Consider the following 15021-nt stretch of genomic DNA (forward strand, 5'->3'; position numbering starts at 1 on the left):
TATGTGATACCGAGTACCGCTCCACGGTATCACCGAGTAGTGGAACGGCACTGGCGGTGGCTGCAACCCCGTGCCGAAGGTTCGGTGAGGACCGGTTTCCGTCCGGCGCTGCAACTCGGTCTCACCTGTGCTTGCGGCCCGTCTCAGTCCTCTTCGGTGATGAAGTCGGTCAGCGCGGCAGCGACGGCATCGGGCTGTTCCTCGGGGGTGAAGTGTCCCGCGTTCGGCACGACGATCCCGGTGGTGTGGTCGGCCCACGGCCTGACGGAAGCCGCCATGTCGGGGATGGAGCCGTGGCTGCTGGAGATCCCGAGAACCGGGAGGTTCAGGCGCTGCCGTCGCAGCGCTTCGTGGTTCTTCTGCGCCGACTCGGCGGCGTCCCGGTAGTAGGCCAGGGATGCGCGCAGGCCGCCCTCGGCGGCCACGGACGCGGCGTAGTGCTCGATTTCGGCGTCGTCGAACGTGTCGGAGGAGAGGGTCTTGACCTTCAGGAACCAGCCGACGTACTCGCGTTCGCGGCCGGTGAGCAGTGTCTCGGGCAGGTCGGGCACGAGGTGGAAGGCGAAGTGCCAGGTCTTCCATGCCCGCTCGGGGTCGGTCGGGATGGCGTCGGGGAGTGTGATGCCCGGGATGCCGGCGTCGAGCAGTGCCAGGCCGCGCAGTCGGCTCTGGTGCTTCAGGGCGAGGGAAAAGGCGACCCACGCGCCGATGTCGTGGGCGGCCAGCCAGTATGTCGAGACGCCGAGCGCCTCGACCGCGGCCTGGACGTGCGCGGCGACGGTGTGTGTGTCGTAGCTGATGTCCGGGCGTTCGGAGTGGCCCTGGCCCGGCAGGTCGATCGCGATGACGTGGAATCGGTCGGCCAGGTTCGGCATCACCTTGCGCCATGCCCACCAGGTCTGCGGGAACCCCGCGAGCAGCACGACGGCCGGGCCCTCCGGCTGACCGCCCTCGACCGCGTGGAGCCGGACGCCGTCCGCGTCGACCCAACGGTGGGTGAAACCGGCCAGGTTGGGCAGCGGCAGGTCGCCGACCGGGTTGCCGGAGGGTCGGGGAGCGCGTGCGGGGTCATTCATGAATCTCCTCCACTGAGGTGAGGTGTGGACGGCGGCCAAGCGTGCCGGACGGGGAACCGGGCATGAGCAGGGTTGCCGACGACTCCGGCGACGCAGGCGATGACACGACAGCGGTGGTGAGCGGTCCGAAGCGGAACTACGCGAGCCACACTTCGTACGGCGGGAGCGTCGGTGTTCCGCCCGCCGTGACGACGATGCAGACGAACGGGATGGCGTCGACCACGGGCACGAGGTGCGCATGTCGCTGCGCTGTGAGGTCTGCGGGGTGTCCGGCCGCGCTCACGCTTCCACCCTAACCCATCTTGAACTGATTGGTTCAAGATGGATGATGGTCTCCACCAAGAGGGCAGAGCAAGAGGGAGATGCCGGCATGGCGGGCAAGAAGCAGTTCGATGTCGCCACGGCGCTCGATGCCGCGATGATCCAGTTCTGGCGGGCCGGCTACGCGGAGACGTCGGTGGAGGACCTGTCCCGGGCGACCGGACTCAACCGCAGCTCCATCTACTCCTCCCTCGGCGACAAGGACGCGCTTTTCATCCGCTGCCTGGAGCGCTACGCCACGCGTTACGGAGACAAGTACGACGCCGCGTTGTCCTGCGCCGCCGACCGGCCCTTGGCGGCCGTGCGGGCGTTCTTCGGCGTCACCCTGGATCGCATCGCGGACCCCGGTCTGCCCGACGGATGCCTGGTGGCCCAGACCGTCATGGCGACCCCGGTGCTGAGCGCGAGCGTCGCGGCGCGTGCACGGGAGGCGATCGGCTTTCAGCACACACGGCTGCGCGCCGCGTTGAAGGCCGGCGGACTGCACGACGAGGCGGCCGCGTCCTTCGCGTCACACCTCGCGGCCGTGAACCAGTCCCTCGCCGTCATGAGCAGAGCCGGAACGAGCGCCGAGGAACTGCGCGCTGTCGTCGACGTCACCCTCGACGCACTGGCGCGGGCTTTCGACGCGAGCGACTGAGAGGTGTCCGGCAGAGCGGACACCCTCGTCTGCCTGAGCAGAGCCCGCCGAGGGGCCCATGGGCGCGCGCCGGGAACCACCCACGAGGGATTACCGGGGCGGGGTGCGGAGCAAGTCGAGGACCTCGTGGACGACACGTTCGGGGGCGTCCTCCATGAGGAAGTGGCCGGCCTCGGGGACGACGGCGAGGCGGGCGTTCGGGATGGCGTCGCTGAGCCGCTTCGCGTAGCGGACGGGCTGCCATTGGTCTTCCTCGCCCCACAGGATGCGGACGGGCATGGTCAGTCGGGTGAGTTCGTCGCTGATCTCGCGGGTGAACTTCGAGTCGTAGTGCCGTACTTGGTGTTCGAAGAACGAGACGCGGCCCAGCGTGGATTGATGGGGTGCCAGGTAGGCCTGGAGGACGTCTCCGTCCATGAGCGTGTGGTCGGTGACGGTCATCTTGAGTTGCCGGGTCAGCAAGGCGTTGAACGCGTCCTGCGGCATGCTCGTGCAGTCGTCCAGGTTCTCGTCGATGATCTTCTGCCAGCTCGAAGAGGGCCACGAGTCGTAGCTGACCGTGTCGATCAGCATCAGCCGCCGCACTCGGTCGGGACGGGACAGGGAGAACCGCAGGCCGATGGCGCCGCCGATGTCGTGAGCGATGATGGTGACCTGCTCGATGCCCAGCGCGTCGAGGAAGTGTTCCAGGAGGTCCGTCTGCCCGGCGACGGACGTGTCGCGGTCCACCGGCCGCTCGGAGCGGCCGTATCCCAGGAGATCGTAGGTGACGGTCCGAAAGCCGGCCGCTTCGACGTGCGGTACGACATCGCGCCACTCATAGGAGTGCGACGGTGTGCCGTGGATGAAGATCACGGGTTCGCCCCGGCCGCGATCCCGGTACGCCAGGCGCACTCCGTCGACGATGAGGCTGTCGGTCGCGAGGGTCATGGTGCCTTCCTTGGGCTGCCGACGCTGGAGGAAGCGCGACTCGGTAGGTGCTGACCGAGCCGCCGCCACGCCTACACTAGGTAGACCTGTCTACCTAGTCGAGCGAGGTTCCGATGAGTGAGACGAAGCGGACACCGGGCACCGGGAGGCGGCGGCCGGCCCGTGAGCGTGTTCTCGCCGCTGCGGCGCAGCGTTTCTACAGCGACGGGATCACGGCGACCGGCATCGATACGATCACCGCCGAGGCCGGCGTGGCGAAGATGAGCCTGTACAACAATTTCTCCTCCAAGGCCGAACTCGTCCACGCCTACCTGGACGCCCGGCACGAGCAATGGATGGCGCAGTACCGCTCACGCCTGCAACAGGCCGAAGGCCCCCGCGACGGCGTGCTGGCCGTCTTCGACGCCTACATCGACAGCGCCACCGGGGACGGATTCCGTGGCTGCGGACTGCTCAACGCCGCCGCGGAAATGCCTGCCGGGGACGAGGGGCGCGCTCGGGTGCGCCGGCACAAAGAGGAGGTCGAACGCCTGATGGCCGAGCACATCGCGGCCCTGGTGCCCGAGCGTCCCGACATCGCTCGCACCACGGCGGAACACCTGTCCTTCCTTCTGGAGGGCGCCATGACACGCGCCGGCCTGGAAGGCGACACCAGCCGTCTGCGGCACGCCCGCGCCATGGCGGCAGCACTGCTGGACCAGTTGTGACCCAGCCAGCCGTCCCCTCGGGGGCGACCAGGCGATCCCGACCGCCCTGCCGGACAGGCCGAAGGCGCAGAGGCAGCCGTAGCGCCTCGCCCGGACTCGGATCAACGCGCCTGATTGATCAGCCGGGAAGCGATCGAGGCGGAGGTCCGTCCAGGCTGGAACGCTTCGTGTCTTGGCACAGCGTGCGTGCGGCGGTCACGAACGAGGCGACCAGTGGCCGGCGGTCCTGCTCGACCCAGGCGAGCACCAGGCGGCTGGGCGGCGCGTCGGTCACCGGCAGGCACACGAGGCCGGCCGCGAGCGGTTCGACCAGTGATCGGGGGAGTACGCCGAGCATCCGGCCCACCCTGATCATCTGGAGCATCTGGACCACGTCGGCGACCTCGGGCCCGGTGCCGTCGCCCCCGGGTACGCCCTTCCAGCGGGGCAGGGCCTCGCCCTCCAGGTCGGACATCCGCACCGAAGTGCGCCCGGCCAGCCGGTGTCCGGCCGGGACGACGACCATGCGGTCCTCGGTGAGCAGCGTCTCGTGGGCCAGGCCGTCGAGGTCGTCGAACGGCGCGTAGAGCAGGCCGATGTCGGCCCGGCCGTCGCGCAGGAAGTCGACGCGGTCCGACGGGCCGCTGAACAGGATGTCCACCTGACGGGCGTCGGGCTGCTCGGCGTAAGCAGCCAGGAGCCCGGAGAGCAGTCCGGCGTCACCACCGGGTTTGAGGACGAGCCGGAGCCGGGCCTGGGTGTCGCCGGCGCGCTGGGCGTATCGGATCGCGGCACTGACCGCGTTGAGCGCGTGGCGGCCGTGTTCCTGCAACGCCTTTCCGGCCGGGGTGAGTTCGACGTGCCGACTGGAGCGGTCGAAGAGCGGGACACCGAGCCGGGTCTCGAGCCGTCGGATGGCCTTCGACAGAGCCGGCTGGGCGATCGAGAGCCGGACGGCGGCCCGGCCGAAGTGCAGCTCGTCGGCGAGTGCGATGAAGTACTCGAGTTCGCGCGTCTCCAGTTGAGCCATGCCTCCAGGTTATCGCCGAATGGCGAACCGGTCTTGGACGCGGGCGCCGTGCGGAGCCGAAAATTGCTGCATGATCAACCACACGATGATTGTCTCGTTCGACCAGCCGCTGCCCGACAGCGAGCTGGATCAGTACCTCGCGGATATCGAACAGGTCATGCTCGACTCCGGTTTCGTGCAGTCGGTCGCCACCGGGCGTCACCTTCCCGTCCCTGGCGAGGAGGCCATTCCGGCCCTGATCGCGACCGCGATCGTGCAAGTGGCCGTCGCCGACATGGACGCGCTCGCGAAGGCGTTCACCGCGCCGGGCTTGCACGAGGTCATCGCTCACTGGCAGTCCCGGTACCCGTACAAGGTCGCCTGGGCGAACCACGAGGCGCTGGTATGAGCGGCGCTTGCGAACGGCGCGGAAGCACATGACCGGCAGGATCAAGAACATGGCCGGCAGGATGCCGATTCTGGTCCGTCAGAGAGGAACGACGACGCGTCCGGTCTCGCCGAAAGGTCAGCCTGACGGCTGCCCTCCTGGGAGGCTCGCGGCGGCGGGCGGACGAGCAAGGGCGGCCTTGATCGAGACCACCGGCCGCTGACCGCGCGTGCCGGCCGCCGGCATGCGGGCTGACCGCCGGACAGGCGGCCGACAGCCCACGGCCTGTCCCGGTACTGAAGAAGATCCGGCTCCGTGGGCTCGTCGGCCGCCCCCACACCGGATCCGGCGCCGCGGACGGGGACAGGGCGACGCGCGTGCCAGGAGGGTTCCGGTCGCTCACGGAGAGTCGGTCGCGCCCGCAATTCGTCCACCACCGTGTCGATCGCCGCCATGGCCGCCGTGCGGTCGAGCTCCGCCCTCGACACGAGCGAGAGGCCCTGGACGATGTAGAGCAGGAGCTGCGCCTGGGCCTCGGGGGAGCAGGTGTCCGTGACCTCGCCGACGGCCTGTGCGCGGCGGAGCGCACCCGCGACGATGTCGGTGAACCGGCGGTACGAGCGGGTGACGATCTTCTCTTGCCCTTGGGGAAACGGCGCGGGTTTCCCTGCGACTGCGATCGGCAGGGGCGTCGGGGCGGAAAGGCCGGTTTCCTCCTCACTCCACGCGGTGTGACCCGTGGCGGGTGACCCGTAGGTGGACCTCGGTGGGCGGGTCAGGGAGGCCGGTGGATCGGCGGGCGGTGCGGAGCGGGCCGTCGCAGAGAGTGGCGAGAGTGGCGCCGGGACTGCCCTCAGGGGTGAGGGTGAGCCTGATACGGGTGCGATGGTGGCCTGGTCGGCCGGTGATGCGTACTGCCGCATCGTCGACACCTGGCAGGGCACCGGCCTCGGCCGCGATCGCGTCGCTGAGCGCGCTGTCGCGCAGTTCGACGCCCTCCTGCGGTGGTGTGCCGCCGACGGACAGGGAGCCGGGGCGGCGCCGGCTCAGCTGGGTGAGCAGCCACCACAGGGCGAGCGCGGCGGTGAGGACGAGGGCGGCGATGACCGCGGGCCACCACCACCAGCCCTGGCTGCTCCAACGGGCCCGGTCGGCGGAGCCGAGCAGGACGTCGCCCGGGGTGGTCAGAGGCCAGCCGGCGGGCGGGAGCAGAGCATGTCGCCGGTAGAGGTCGAACCCGGCGAAAAGGATCAGCAGTCCGCCACCGAGCAGGACCAGGCCGGCGAGGGCCAGCAGACTGCGGTTGAGTGCGGATCGCGGCGTCATGGTGCGGGCTCCGGTGCTCAGTCAGTCGGTGCGTTGCCGCACCCGTACGACGATACGGGGAGGATGGGCGAGGGCCAGCCGGTCGCGTTCCTCGTCGAGGACGGCGGTGAGGTCGTCCTTCACCCGCTGAGGGTCGCGGAAGCGGACGACCGCGCGGGCTTTGATGCGATGGCGGCCTACCAGGACGTGCGCCGCACCGACTCCGGGGACCCGCATCGCGGCGTCACGCAGCACGTCGGCGGCGCCGTGGCGGTGCAGGAAGGCCCGCACTCGGGGGCAGCCGGGGGGCAGGCGCAGAGGGAGCCAGCGGCGTTGACCGGGGGTCAGGGCCAGGACGATCAGCCAGACGCCGAGGGCGGCGGCCACGGCGCCTCCCGTCAGCATCCACACGTTGTCCACGGGGCGGGTGGCCAGTTCGTCCGTCAGAAGCCGTCGCCAGGCCGCTGCCGGACGTCCCGCCCGTACGGCGACGACGTCGACCAGCGTCGCGACCGCGGCCACGAGGATCACCGTCGCTACCAGGGACGCCGTGATGCGACGCGCCGACCACTTGCGGTGGGTCCGGTGCCCTCTGCCGGGTTCACCGGGTGGGAGATCCGTGGTGAACACGTCGCGCTCGGGCGGGTCGGGCCCGTTCGTCGGCGGCATGGCGTCACGACGCGCGGGCGACGCGGAGCCGCGGCCAGGAAGGCCGGGATCGGGTGTCATCGCGATCGTCCCTCCTCCACTGGCTGCCCGGTGCCCCGGGCCGTGCGGCCGTTCACCGGACCCGCCCCCGGCTCGCCCCGGCGGCGGTCACCAGGCGCCGTACGGTGAGGAGGACCTCGCGCACCCGCAGCCCGGTCAGCTGGGCGACCCGTTCGGCGACGTCCTGCTGGATCCGCTCGCAGACACGGGGGATGTCGGTGGGGTAGGGCAGGTCCATGGTCAGATGCAGGCGCACCGATCCGGTACGGACGGCGGCGGAGGCGCTGGGTACCGTCGGCCCGCCCCGGTCCGGCGGTACGGCGGCACGCCGGGACTGGGCCGTGCGCGCGGCCTGCGTGGCGATACGGGCGACCACCCTGTCCGGGATGACGGTGGCGCCCCGCTCGGCCGGGGGCGGCAGGTCGGCGGCCGGTGTCGACGCCTCGCCGGGAGAACCAGGCCGGGTCTTCACCGCCGCCTCCGTGCCCGGACATCGAGGTCGCCCTGCATGAAGAGGCCGACGATCAGTCCCGCCGCGCCCAGGACCAGCACCAGCAGAAAGGCCCAGAAGCCGCCGAAGTAACCTGCGAAGCCCAGAGCCATGCCCGCCACGAGGCCCGTCGTTGCTGCGTTCATCATGCACTCACCCGTCTCGCGCAGGAGCGTCGCTGCGCGCGTGATCGTCCGCGCCCACTCGGGCGCAGCGGTGGATCACCTCACGCGGCCCTCGTCCGGTTCGGCTTCTTCCTCCTCGTCGGGCAGGTGGACGTCGTCGACGGCGATGTTCACCTCGACGACCTCCAGGCCCGTCATCCGCTCCACGGCGCTGATGACATTGGTGCGGACACCGCCGGCGACGTCGACGATGGGGACGCCGTACTCGACGACGACGTCCAGGTCCACGGCGGCCTGACGCTCGCCGACCTCGACCTTCACTCCTCGCGTGACGGCACCGCCTCCGCCTCCGGGGACGCGCTCGCGCATGGCGCCGAAGGCGCGGGCGATCCCCGCCCCCAGGCTGTAGATGCCTGGTACCTCGCGGGCGGCCATGCCCGCGATCTTGGCTACGACGCCGTCGGCGATGATGGTCCTCCCCCGGGTCTCGGCCGGAGCTCCGGCCCCGGTGCGGCCCTTCAGCGCGCTCACGCCTGTGTCGGGCCGGCTGCCCCCGCCGACGCTGGTGATGTTGTCCGTCATGGCGGTCGCCTCGATCCGTCGGCCGGACACCGGAGTGGCGCCCGTCACAGTGTTGGACACGTGGTGCGGCGTACCCCTCACGGGCATTCCGTGTGACGTGCATCACACATCTGGGTGGGGGTACACGCTCGTTCAGAGCCTGCGTGGGAGCGTCATGATCGAACACACTGCTTCCCCACGACTGCGAGCCGACCTGCCCGACCGACTGTTGGCCGTACGGGCGGCCGAGGGAGACGACGACTCCTTCGCCCTTCTCGTCCAGCGGCACAGCCGCCCCCTCCTGGCCCTGGCCTGGTGCATCATGGGCAACCCCCAGGACGCCGAGGAGGCTGTGCAGGACGCCTTCGTCAGCGCCTGGCGGCGACTGCCGGAATACCGTCACGGCGCGGAGTTCCGCACCTGGATGTACCGGATCACCGTCAACCGCTGCCTGACCATGCGCCGCCGCCGCCGACCGCCGCCCCTCCCCCTGGACATCGTCGCCGAACCCGCGACGGGCGACGCGTGGAGCCAGCCCGCCCGGACCGCCGAGCAGGACGCGGCCACGGCCGCCCTGTCCCGCGCGCTCGCCGAACTGGACGCCGGACAGCGGGTCTGCTGGGTCCTGCGGGAACTGCACGGCCTGCCCTACAAGGAGATCGCCCAGGTGACGCACACCAACGAGCAGACGGTACGCGGCAGACTGTTCAGGGCACGCCGGTCCCTGCAGGAGGCGATGGGCCCATGGCGCTAGACGACCCGCACAAGCGGCCTTCCGAACCACCCGGAGCCGACCGGCCCCGCCCCGGCTCCGCCGCCGACGAGCCGCCGTTCGCAGACGATGAGGTCCTGCCCTGCGGCCGCCTGCTCAGCAGCGTCTGGGAAGAGGCGCACGACGCGGCACCGCCCCCGGACCCGCACACGGTGTCCTGTGCTCACTGCCGCGAGGCCGTCGAGGGACTGGCCACGGTGAACGCGGCCACCCGGGCCCTGCGGGCCGAGGACCCGCCCGGCCTTTACGCACTCGCCGACCGCGTCATGGACATCGTCAGGGCAGAGGTACGGCTGGGGCGGCTGCTGCCCCTGGCCGACCCGGACCTGGACCTGCGGATCGCCGAGAGCGCCGCGGCGAAGGTACTGCGGCAGGCTGCGGACACGGTCCCCGGTGCGAGGGCCGCGACCTGCCGGCTGGCGCCCGAGGGCAACGGCACCGACGTGCGGGTGACCATGACCCTGGACGCCGCCCTCGACCGCCCGCTGCCCGACCGGGTCCACCAGGTACGCCGATCGGTCCTCCACTCGGCCGGGCAGGACCTGGGGCTCGCGGTGACGGCCGTCGACATCACCGTGGTCGACGTACTGGAGCCGTGGCCGCCCCTCGGCCACGCCCCCGCGACCGGCGGTGGTACGTGATGACTGTCACCGGCACCCCTGCGCTCCTCGGCGCCGCGGCCGAGGCGGCCCTCGCGGTCCCCGGTGTGGCCGGCCTGCAACCCCGCCTCGGCCACCGCCTCGCGGCAGCCGCCGCGCCCACTCGGGCGAACGCCACGCCCCACCGCACGCCGCCCGAGGCCGGCGTTCGCGCCGACCGGGCGCCGGACGGTTCGGGATGGCACATCGAGGTGCGCTGCGTCATGACCGAGGGGCGGCGGGCGCTGGACATCGCCCGCAACGTCCACGACCGGGTGGCTGCCACCGTCATGGCCCACCTCGCCGCCCACGGTGCCGCGGAGCCGGTCACCGTCGCGGTCACGGTGACCGGTATCGCCGCCAGGCGCGACGCGGCATGAGCAATCGGCACCCGCCCCGCGAGTCGTCGGTCCTTCGCCTCCTCTGACTGCGGGGGCGGGCGGCCAGCGCCTCGTGCTCGGTTGGGCCCGTAGCCGCAACGGTCCGTCGGCACCGGCACGTGACGCGCGCGGGCCGGTTCGACGCCGAGCGAGACCCGCACAAGCCACCGCTGCTGTCCTGCATCCCGGCCGCTGGGACCTGCTGGTCGTCCCACCGGAGACAGGACCGGCGCCCGCAGTTCGACTCACGGCTACAGCCACCGCCACCGACCCGTCGCGGCCCCTCACGGCGACCGGCCTGATCCCTGGGGCCGAGCGTTCCCGGACGGCGGCAGAGGAAGCGGCCGCCCCGGCCTCGCTACGGGAGGCGGTCTGGGACTCCTGAGGCGGACATTGCCGCACATACCCCTGCCGTCGAGCTCTGCCACGACCTGGAGCTCAGGCACGTCGGCACGGTCACCGGCGACGAGTGGGACGCCATACGGTCGCCCTAGCGGGAGCTGAGCGACAACGACTTCCGCGCCCACTCACCGCGCTTGCAGGGCGAGAACCTGGAGGCCAACCTGCGACTGGTCGACGCCCTCGGCCGGGTCGCCGAGCGTCTCGGCGCCACCACCAGCCAGGTGGCCATCGCCCGGGTCGCCGCCCAGGGCGACGACATGGCGCCGCTCGTCTGGGCCCGTCGGCGGGAGCGGCTGACGGAGTCGCTGGGCGGCGCCACGCTGACGCTCGACGCGGAGGCGCTGCAGGAGATCGAGGAGGCGCTCCCCGCCGGTGCGACCGCTGACGGAGCGCTATGCCGCCCCTCGCTGGCCACGCTGGACAGCGAGCGCTGACCGACCGCAGCGCACGCAGCGCCCGCCGCGCCACGTCCGCCCCTGCCGCCCCGGGGGCGGGCGCGGTCGTCCGCCCGGGATCCCGCCCGTCGGCGGCGGTCGTATCGTCGCCGGGAGGCGGGAGGCGATGGGGGAGCCGGTGCCGTGACCGGACCGGCGGTCCTCCCCGCCACCGAGGAGACCGACGGCAACCGCATCAGCGTGGCGGAGCACGGTGAGACCGACCACCGGGTTCACAGGAGGCGCGCTGCGAGCGGGACGTCTCGGGCACATGCTCCAGATGGTCGCGTCCGTGTGGGATGAAGCCGACCGTGCGGCCCATCCGGCTTCTACAGTGGGGCTCCCACGAGATCGCCGGGCACCCCCTTGAGGAGGAATTGGTGAGCAGCGTCGTCGTAGTCGGTGGAACGTCCGGACTGGGCAAGGAGGTCGCCCGGTTCTACGCCGGGCGTGGGGACGAGGTCGTGCTGACCGGGCGCGACGCGGGCCGGGCCGCCGCGGTCGCGAAGGAAACCGGCGCGGCCCGGGGGCTGGCCCTGGACCTGTCGCGGCCCCAGGGGATCAAGGACGCGCTGGCGGAGGTGGGCCGCGTCGACTCGCTGGTCCTGGCCGCCGTCGCGCGTGACCACAACAGCATCGACACCTACGACATGGAGGCCGCCCAACACCTGCTCACCATGAAATTCGTGGGCTACACGGAGACGGTGCACGCCCTGCGCGACCGGCTGCACGACGACAGCGCCTTGGTCGTCTTCGGCGGTCAGGCCAAGGAGCGGCCCTACCCCGGTGCCCTGACCGTGGCGACCATGAACGCCGGCGTCACCGGACTGGTGCGGGCACTGGCCACCGAACTGGCGCCGATCCGGGTCAACGGCCTGCACCCCGGCATCGTCGGCGACAGCCCCCAGTGGAAGGACAAGTCCCTCGACGCGGTGGTGGAAAGGACGCCGACCGGCCGGACGGCCACCATGGCCGACGTCGTCGACGCGGTCGACTTCCTCCTGCGCAACCGCTCCGTCAACGGTATCGACCTCGCCGTCGACGGGGGCTGGTTGCTGCGCTGAAGCCGTGACGAACGCGGTCAAGCACGCCCGGGCCTCCCGGGTCGACATCTTGCTGGAACTCACCGACGACGTCCTGCGCCTGCCGGTCACCGGTGACGGGCCGGCGGCGTGACCGAGGCCCCCGCCGGCAGCGGTCCGACCGGACCGGCGGACCGTGGGTCCGCCTCGACGGCACCCTGTCCATCGAGCCGCCGCGCGACGCCGGCACCAAGATCCAGGATCCCCGTACCGGCCTGATCCCCCCCGCGGCGGCGCGTGCGGCCGCCGAGGACCCGTTCTGGCACAGGGCCGTCACCGGTGGGGCCGGAAGGTCCGCCGCCACCGGATCTCTGCCGGCCCGCAGTCTTCACTCGGCGAAGGGCCCGGCGTTCGTCACTCGGGGAGGGGCAGAGGCTTGAAGTGGACAGGCGCCCACGAGTACCCGTCGCCGAGGCGTTGCAGGTGACCCAGGCCGGGGAAGGGAAGGTGCGCCGCGGCCACCCACCATCCCTGGGTGGCGACACGGTCGAAGATCTTCTGCCGTGCCTCGACAGCGCGTGCCTCGGCGCTGTCGATGGCGATCGAGACGTGAGGGCACGGCAACTGGACGGCGTGGCTGTGGACGGTATCGCCCCAGAAGAGCACCGGCTGGTCGTCCTCCCCGAAGAGATATCCGCTGTGACCGGCGGTGTGCCCGTGCTGGTCCAGGACGCGCACGCCGGGCAGCGCGTCGAGGGTGTCGAACGCGTCGAGCCGGCCGGTCCTGCGGTAGGGCTCGAGAGCGAAGGCTGCGGCCTCGTGGATCTGCTTCTGGACGCCCTCGGCCCGGGCCGTCCGTTCCTCGTCGAGCCAGTGGTCGACCTCGGTGCGTGCGACGTGAACGACGGCCCGGTGGTAGACCGGCTCACCGTCGCCGGTGACAAGACCGCCGCAGTGGTCGGGGTGCAGATGGGTGACGAGGACGTCGTCGATGCTGTCCGCCGCGACCCCCGCGGCGGACAGCCCCGCAAGGAGGTGCCCGGTGTGGGGGCCGGGCGTCGTGCCGCTGCCGGCGTCCACGAGGACCCGCCTGCCGTCGTGCTCCACCAGGAAGCCGATGACCGCTGTGTGCGGATCGCCCTCCTCGGGCAGGTGGGCGTCGACCAGGCGTCGGCGGATTTCGCTCCGGGGCTCGCCGTGCAGGTCTTCGGCGAGAATCGGCACGAAGCCGTCGTACAGGGCCGTGACCGACAGGCTCCCGAGGCGGTAGCTCTGGAAGCCGGGCGCCTGACGTCGTGACGTGAGGGACATGGGGTGCTTTCTCCAGGGAAGAGCAACGGTTGTTGAGCAGCGCCGAGGCCGCGGACCGGAGCCGCCGAGCGCGATCCGCCCGGGGCGGACGGTCAGGCGGTCGCGGCGGCGAGGAACTCTTCGAGGGTCGTTCCGGTGGTGATCGTCCGGCCGGTCCCCAGCAGCCGGATGCGTCCCTCCGCCACATCGAGGGTCATGTCCACGGTGCCGTCGGCCATGTGCTCGCTGAACCCCGCCTCGATCAACGCGGCGCGCACGGCGCCGCGGGACCGGAGAACGTAGCGCGCGTCGTCGACTCCGACCGCGGCCCCGATCAGCCGGGTGGCCTCGGCAAGGGTCCGGTAGGCCGGGCCTGCCACTTCGACCGGGCCGGGGGTGAAGTCGCGGTCTCCCTGCAGGAACTCCGCCGCGACCTGCCCGATGTCCCCGGTGGTGATCATCGGCAGGGGAAGGTCGGGAGGAACGAGACCCCCCGTGGTGCCGGTGGCCTTGATGGAGGCGATGTCGGCCCGCAGGTTCTCCATGAAAGACCCCGCGCGCGGGTGGACCGCCGGTACGCCGGTGGCGTCGATCGCCTCCTCCAGCCGCTTCAGCCCCCACACCGGCCCACACGCTCCCGGATGGTTCGCCGCCCAGCCGCTCAGGGTCACCACGCGCCGCAGGCGGCCGTGCCGGTAGGCGTCCTGCACGGCCCGCGCCTGCGCCGTGATCAGAGCCTGCTGGTAGGCCCGGAAGTCGGTGCTGGCCGGCAGGATGCCCGGCGCCAGCATGACGAACGCGCCGGTAGCGCCGTCCAGGGCCGCGGACAGCCCGTCGGCGTCGTCGAGCCGGCTGACGTGCGTCCGGGCGCCGCGCTCGGCGTGGGGCCGCAGCCGCTCGGCGTCGCGGCCCACGGCCACGACCGCCGACCCGCTCTCCAGAAGAGCCCGGACGACGGCGGACCCGGTGTCGCTGGTGGCCGCGGTGACGACGAACAGATCCTTCTCGGCGTTCTGCGCAGAGGTGTCTGCGGAGGAATGCGTGTCGTTCATGCCCTCCACCGTCCGACAGAGCCGGGCGGTCAGCCAGTCCATGCCATGGACACCCAGGAGCAGCCGCCTGCGCATGGGCGCGCTGGAGCGGTCGCGTGGGCCGGGCGTGGGTGACCATGGCAGGGACAGGCGCAGCAGCGGGTGGGTTTGCGACACTCGAGGCATGAGCAGCACCTGGTCATCGTCCATGGAGCTCGGGGCGTTCCTGCGCAGCCGGAGGGCGGCTCTCACCCCCGAGGAGGCGGGTGTGCCGTCGTGCGGGCCGCGCCGCGTACCCGGACTGCGACGCGAGGAACTCGCCCACCTCGCCGGCATCAGCGTGACGTACTACACGCGCCTGGAGCGCGGCGAGAGCCACCAGGTCTCGGACTCGGTCCTGGACTCCCTCGCCGGTGTCCTGAAGCTGACCCCCGACGAGCGCGCCTATCTGGTCAAGCTGGCCCGGCCCGGCACCGTCGGCGACCGCGTGGGCGAGCCCGAACGCCTGCGTCCCGCGGTCCAGGCCCTCGTCGAGGCCGCGGCCGGCCAGGCGGCGATCGTCGTGGGCCGGCGGGCCGACCTCCTGGGCGGCAACCGGCTCGGTCACGCCCTGTGGAATCTGCCCGCCCCGCCGGAGGCCCCGCGCGCCCCTGCCCGCCGGCGCGACCGAGGCGCCGGCCCGCGCCGGCGGCGCGCACCGCGGGGGGGGGGGCCCCCCCCCCCCCCCCACGCCCCCGCCCCGCCCGCCGCCCCCCCCCCCCGCCCCCCCCCCCGCCCCCCCCCCCCCGCCCCCCCGCCCGCCCCCCCCCCCCC

The 15021-nt window shown here is 72.0% G+C and carries 20 protein-coding genes; 10 read left to right on the forward strand and 10 right to left on the reverse strand.

What is annotated here, in order from left to right:
* Positions 1–143: 143 nt before the first annotated feature.
* Positions 144–1076, reverse strand: a complete 933-nt coding sequence (locus tag GV126_RS01520; RefSeq protein ID WP_159662062.1) for an alpha/beta fold hydrolase — start codon at positions 1074–1076, stop codon at positions 144–146.
* Between the two features lie 370 nt (positions 1077–1446).
* Between GV126_RS01520 and GV126_RS01525 the strand changes: the two genes are divergently transcribed.
* Positions 1447–2037 carry a TetR/AcrR family transcriptional regulator gene (locus GV126_RS01525; protein WP_159662063.1) on the forward strand — a complete coding sequence of 197 codons (591 nt, stop codon included), beginning with the start codon at positions 1447–1449 and terminating at the stop codon, positions 2035–2037.
* Positions 2038–2127: 90 nt separating this feature from the next.
* Here the strand turns inward: GV126_RS01525 and GV126_RS01530 are convergent, their stop codons facing one another.
* A complete protein-coding gene (locus GV126_RS01530) occupies positions 2128–2967 on the reverse strand; it encodes an alpha/beta fold hydrolase (protein WP_159662064.1) in 840 nt (279 codons plus the stop codon).
* A gap of 113 nt (positions 2968–3080) precedes the next feature.
* Here GV126_RS01530 and GV126_RS01535 point away from each other — a divergent pair, with 113 nt between their 5' ends.
* Positions 3081–3674, forward strand: coding sequence for a TetR/AcrR family transcriptional regulator (locus tag GV126_RS01535; protein ID WP_159662065.1), 594 nt, complete (start codon positions 3081–3083; stop codon positions 3672–3674).
* A 118-nt stretch (positions 3675–3792) separates the two neighbouring features.
* Here GV126_RS01535 and GV126_RS01540 read toward each other — a convergent pair whose 3' ends face one another.
* Positions 3793–4683 (reverse strand): LysR family transcriptional regulator, encoded by an 891-nt coding sequence (locus GV126_RS01540; protein ID WP_159662066.1) that lies wholly within the window; start codon positions 4681–4683, stop codon positions 3793–3795.
* Between the two features lie 70 nt (positions 4684–4753).
* Between GV126_RS01540 and GV126_RS01545 the strand changes: the two genes are divergently transcribed.
* Positions 4754–5071: a hypothetical protein gene (locus GV126_RS01545; protein WP_159662067.1), complete on the forward strand. Its 318-nt coding sequence runs from the start codon at positions 4754–4756 to the stop codon at positions 5069–5071.
* A gap of 696 nt (positions 5072–5767) precedes the next feature.
* Here the strand turns inward: GV126_RS01545 and GV126_RS01555 are convergent.
* The 5 genes from GV126_RS01555 to GV126_RS01575 form a co-directional block, all read right to left on the reverse strand.
* Positions 5768–6376 (reverse strand): alkaline shock response membrane anchor protein AmaP, encoded by a 609-nt coding sequence (locus tag GV126_RS01555; RefSeq protein ID WP_159662068.1) that lies wholly within the window; start codon positions 6374–6376, stop codon positions 5768–5770.
* Between the two features lie 21 nt (positions 6377–6397).
* Positions 6398–6877 carry a DUF6286 domain-containing protein gene (locus GV126_RS01560; RefSeq protein ID WP_236569836.1) on the reverse strand — a complete coding sequence of 160 codons (480 nt, stop codon included), beginning with the start codon at positions 6875–6877 and terminating at the stop codon, positions 6398–6400.
* Positions 6878–7136: 259 nt separating this feature from the next.
* The gene (locus GV126_RS01565) at positions 7137–7535 is read right to left on the reverse strand and encodes an Asp23/Gls24 family envelope stress response protein (RefSeq protein WP_159662069.1); all 399 of its coding nucleotides are present in this window, start codon (positions 7533–7535) and stop codon (positions 7137–7139) included.
* Complete coding sequence (locus GV126_RS01570; protein ID WP_159662070.1) at positions 7532–7702, reverse strand: hypothetical protein; 171 nt, start codon at positions 7700–7702, stop codon at positions 7532–7534. Before GV126_RS01570 ends, GV126_RS01565 begins: the two co-directional genes overlap by 4 nt.
* A 72-nt stretch (positions 7703–7774) precedes the next feature.
* Positions 7775–8260 carry an Asp23/Gls24 family envelope stress response protein gene (locus GV126_RS01575; RefSeq protein WP_159673199.1) on the reverse strand — a complete coding sequence of 162 codons (486 nt, stop codon included), beginning with the start codon at positions 8258–8260 and terminating at the stop codon, positions 7775–7777.
* A gap of 154 nt (positions 8261–8414) precedes the next feature.
* Here GV126_RS01575 and GV126_RS01580 point away from each other — a divergent pair, with 154 nt between their 5' ends.
* The 6 genes from GV126_RS01580 to GV126_RS37835 all read left to right on the forward strand — a co-directional run bounded on the left by GV126_RS01580 (position 8415) and on the right by GV126_RS37835 (position 12041).
* Positions 8415–8993, forward strand: a complete 579-nt coding sequence (locus tag GV126_RS01580; protein WP_185947450.1) for an RNA polymerase sigma factor — start codon at positions 8415–8417, stop codon at positions 8991–8993.
* Positions 8984–9652 (forward strand): hypothetical protein, encoded by a 669-nt coding sequence (locus GV126_RS01585; RefSeq protein ID WP_159662071.1) that lies wholly within the window; start codon positions 8984–8986, stop codon positions 9650–9652. The genes GV126_RS01580 and GV126_RS01585 overlap by 10 nt, the downstream gene beginning before the upstream one ends.
* On the forward strand, positions 9652–10029 hold the full coding sequence (locus GV126_RS01590) for a hypothetical protein (RefSeq protein WP_159662072.1): 378 nt from the start codon (positions 9652–9654) through the stop codon (positions 10027–10029). The genes GV126_RS01585 and GV126_RS01590 overlap by 1 nt, the downstream gene beginning before the upstream one ends.
* A gap of 500 nt (positions 10030–10529) precedes the next feature.
* Positions 10530–10865 (forward strand): aldo/keto reductase, encoded by a 336-nt coding sequence (locus GV126_RS01595; RefSeq protein WP_159673203.1) that lies wholly within the window; start codon positions 10530–10532, stop codon positions 10863–10865.
* Between the two features lie 380 nt (positions 10866–11245).
* Positions 11246–11929, forward strand: coding sequence for an SDR family oxidoreductase (locus tag GV126_RS01600; RefSeq protein ID WP_159662073.1), 684 nt, complete (start codon positions 11246–11248; stop codon positions 11927–11929).
* 4 nt (positions 11930–11933) lie between these two features.
* Entirely contained in the window at positions 11934–12041 is a 108-nt protein-coding gene (locus tag GV126_RS37835) for an ATP-binding protein (RefSeq protein WP_473976922.1), read from the forward strand.
* A gap of 260 nt (positions 12042–12301) precedes the next feature.
* On the opposite strand, the gene GV126_RS01605 is transcribed toward GV126_RS37835, so the two are convergent.
* Together GV126_RS01605 and GV126_RS01610 are read right to left on the reverse strand one after the other, a co-directional pair.
* The gene (locus tag GV126_RS01605; RefSeq protein WP_159662074.1) at positions 12302–13198 is read right to left on the reverse strand and encodes an MBL fold metallo-hydrolase; all 897 of its coding nucleotides are present in this window, start codon (positions 13196–13198) and stop codon (positions 12302–12304) included.
* A 92-nt stretch (positions 13199–13290) separates the two neighbouring features.
* Complete coding sequence (locus GV126_RS01610) at positions 13291–14229, reverse strand: NmrA family NAD(P)-binding protein (RefSeq protein WP_159662075.1); 939 nt, start codon at positions 14227–14229, stop codon at positions 13291–13293.
* A gap of 163 nt (positions 14230–14392) precedes the next feature.
* On the opposite strand from GV126_RS01610, the gene GV126_RS35600 reads away from it, so the two are divergent.
* Positions 14393–15021, forward strand: a 629-nt coding sequence (locus tag GV126_RS35600; protein WP_201299786.1) for a helix-turn-helix domain-containing protein, incomplete at its 3' end; no start/stop codon positions are given.

It is taken from the genome of Streptomyces mexicanus (assembly GCF_902506575.1).
Classification (GTDB): domain Bacteria; phylum Actinomycetota; class Actinomycetes; order Streptomycetales; family Streptomycetaceae; genus Streptomyces; species Streptomyces mexicanus.

Bases quoted from the DNA above. Each gene is read 5' to 3' on its own strand.
- GV126_RS01520 (WP_159662062.1), bottom strand. From the start codon at position 1,076: ATGAATGACCCCGCACGCGCTCCCCGACCCTCCGGCAACCCGGTCGGC.
- GV126_RS01525 (WP_159662063.1), top strand. From the start codon at position 1,447: ATGGCGGGCAAGAAGCAGTTCGATGTCGCCACGGCGCTCGATGCCGCG.
- GV126_RS01530 (WP_159662064.1), bottom strand. From the start codon at position 2,967: ATGACCCTCGCGACCGACAGCCTCATCGTCGACGGAGTGCGCCTGGCG.
- GV126_RS01535 (WP_159662065.1), top strand. From the start codon at position 3,081: ATGAGTGAGACGAAGCGGACACCGGGCACCGGGAGGCGGCGGCCGGCC.
- GV126_RS01540 (WP_159662066.1), bottom strand. From the start codon at position 4,683: ATGGCTCAACTGGAGACGCGCGAACTCGAGTACTTCATCGCACTCGCC.
- GV126_RS01545 (WP_159662067.1), top strand. From the start codon at position 4,754: ATGATCAACCACACGATGATTGTCTCGTTCGACCAGCCGCTGCCCGAC.
- GV126_RS01555 (WP_159662068.1), bottom strand. From the start codon at position 6,376: ATGACGCCGCGATCCGCACTCAACCGCAGTCTGCTGGCCCTCGCCGGC.
- GV126_RS01570 (WP_159662070.1), bottom strand. From the start codon at position 7,702: ATGATGAACGCAGCAACGACGGGCCTCGTGGCGGGCATGGCTCTGGGC.
- GV126_RS01575 (WP_159673199.1), bottom strand. From the start codon at position 8,260: ATGACGGACAACATCACCAGCGTCGGCGGGGGCAGCCGGCCCGACACA.
- GV126_RS01580 (WP_185947450.1), top strand. From the start codon at position 8,415: ATGATCGAACACACTGCTTCCCCACGACTGCGAGCCGACCTGCCCGAC.
- GV126_RS01585 (WP_159662071.1), top strand. From the start codon at position 8,984: ATGGCGCTAGACGACCCGCACAAGCGGCCTTCCGAACCACCCGGAGCC.
- GV126_RS01590 (WP_159662072.1), top strand. From the start codon at position 9,652: ATGACTGTCACCGGCACCCCTGCGCTCCTCGGCGCCGCGGCCGAGGCG.
- GV126_RS01605 (WP_159662074.1), bottom strand. From the start codon at position 13,198: ATGTCCCTCACGTCACGACGTCAGGCGCCCGGCTTCCAGAGCTACCGC.
- GV126_RS01610 (WP_159662075.1), bottom strand. From the start codon at position 14,229: ATGAACGACACGCATTCCTCCGCAGACACCTCTGCGCAGAACGCCGAG.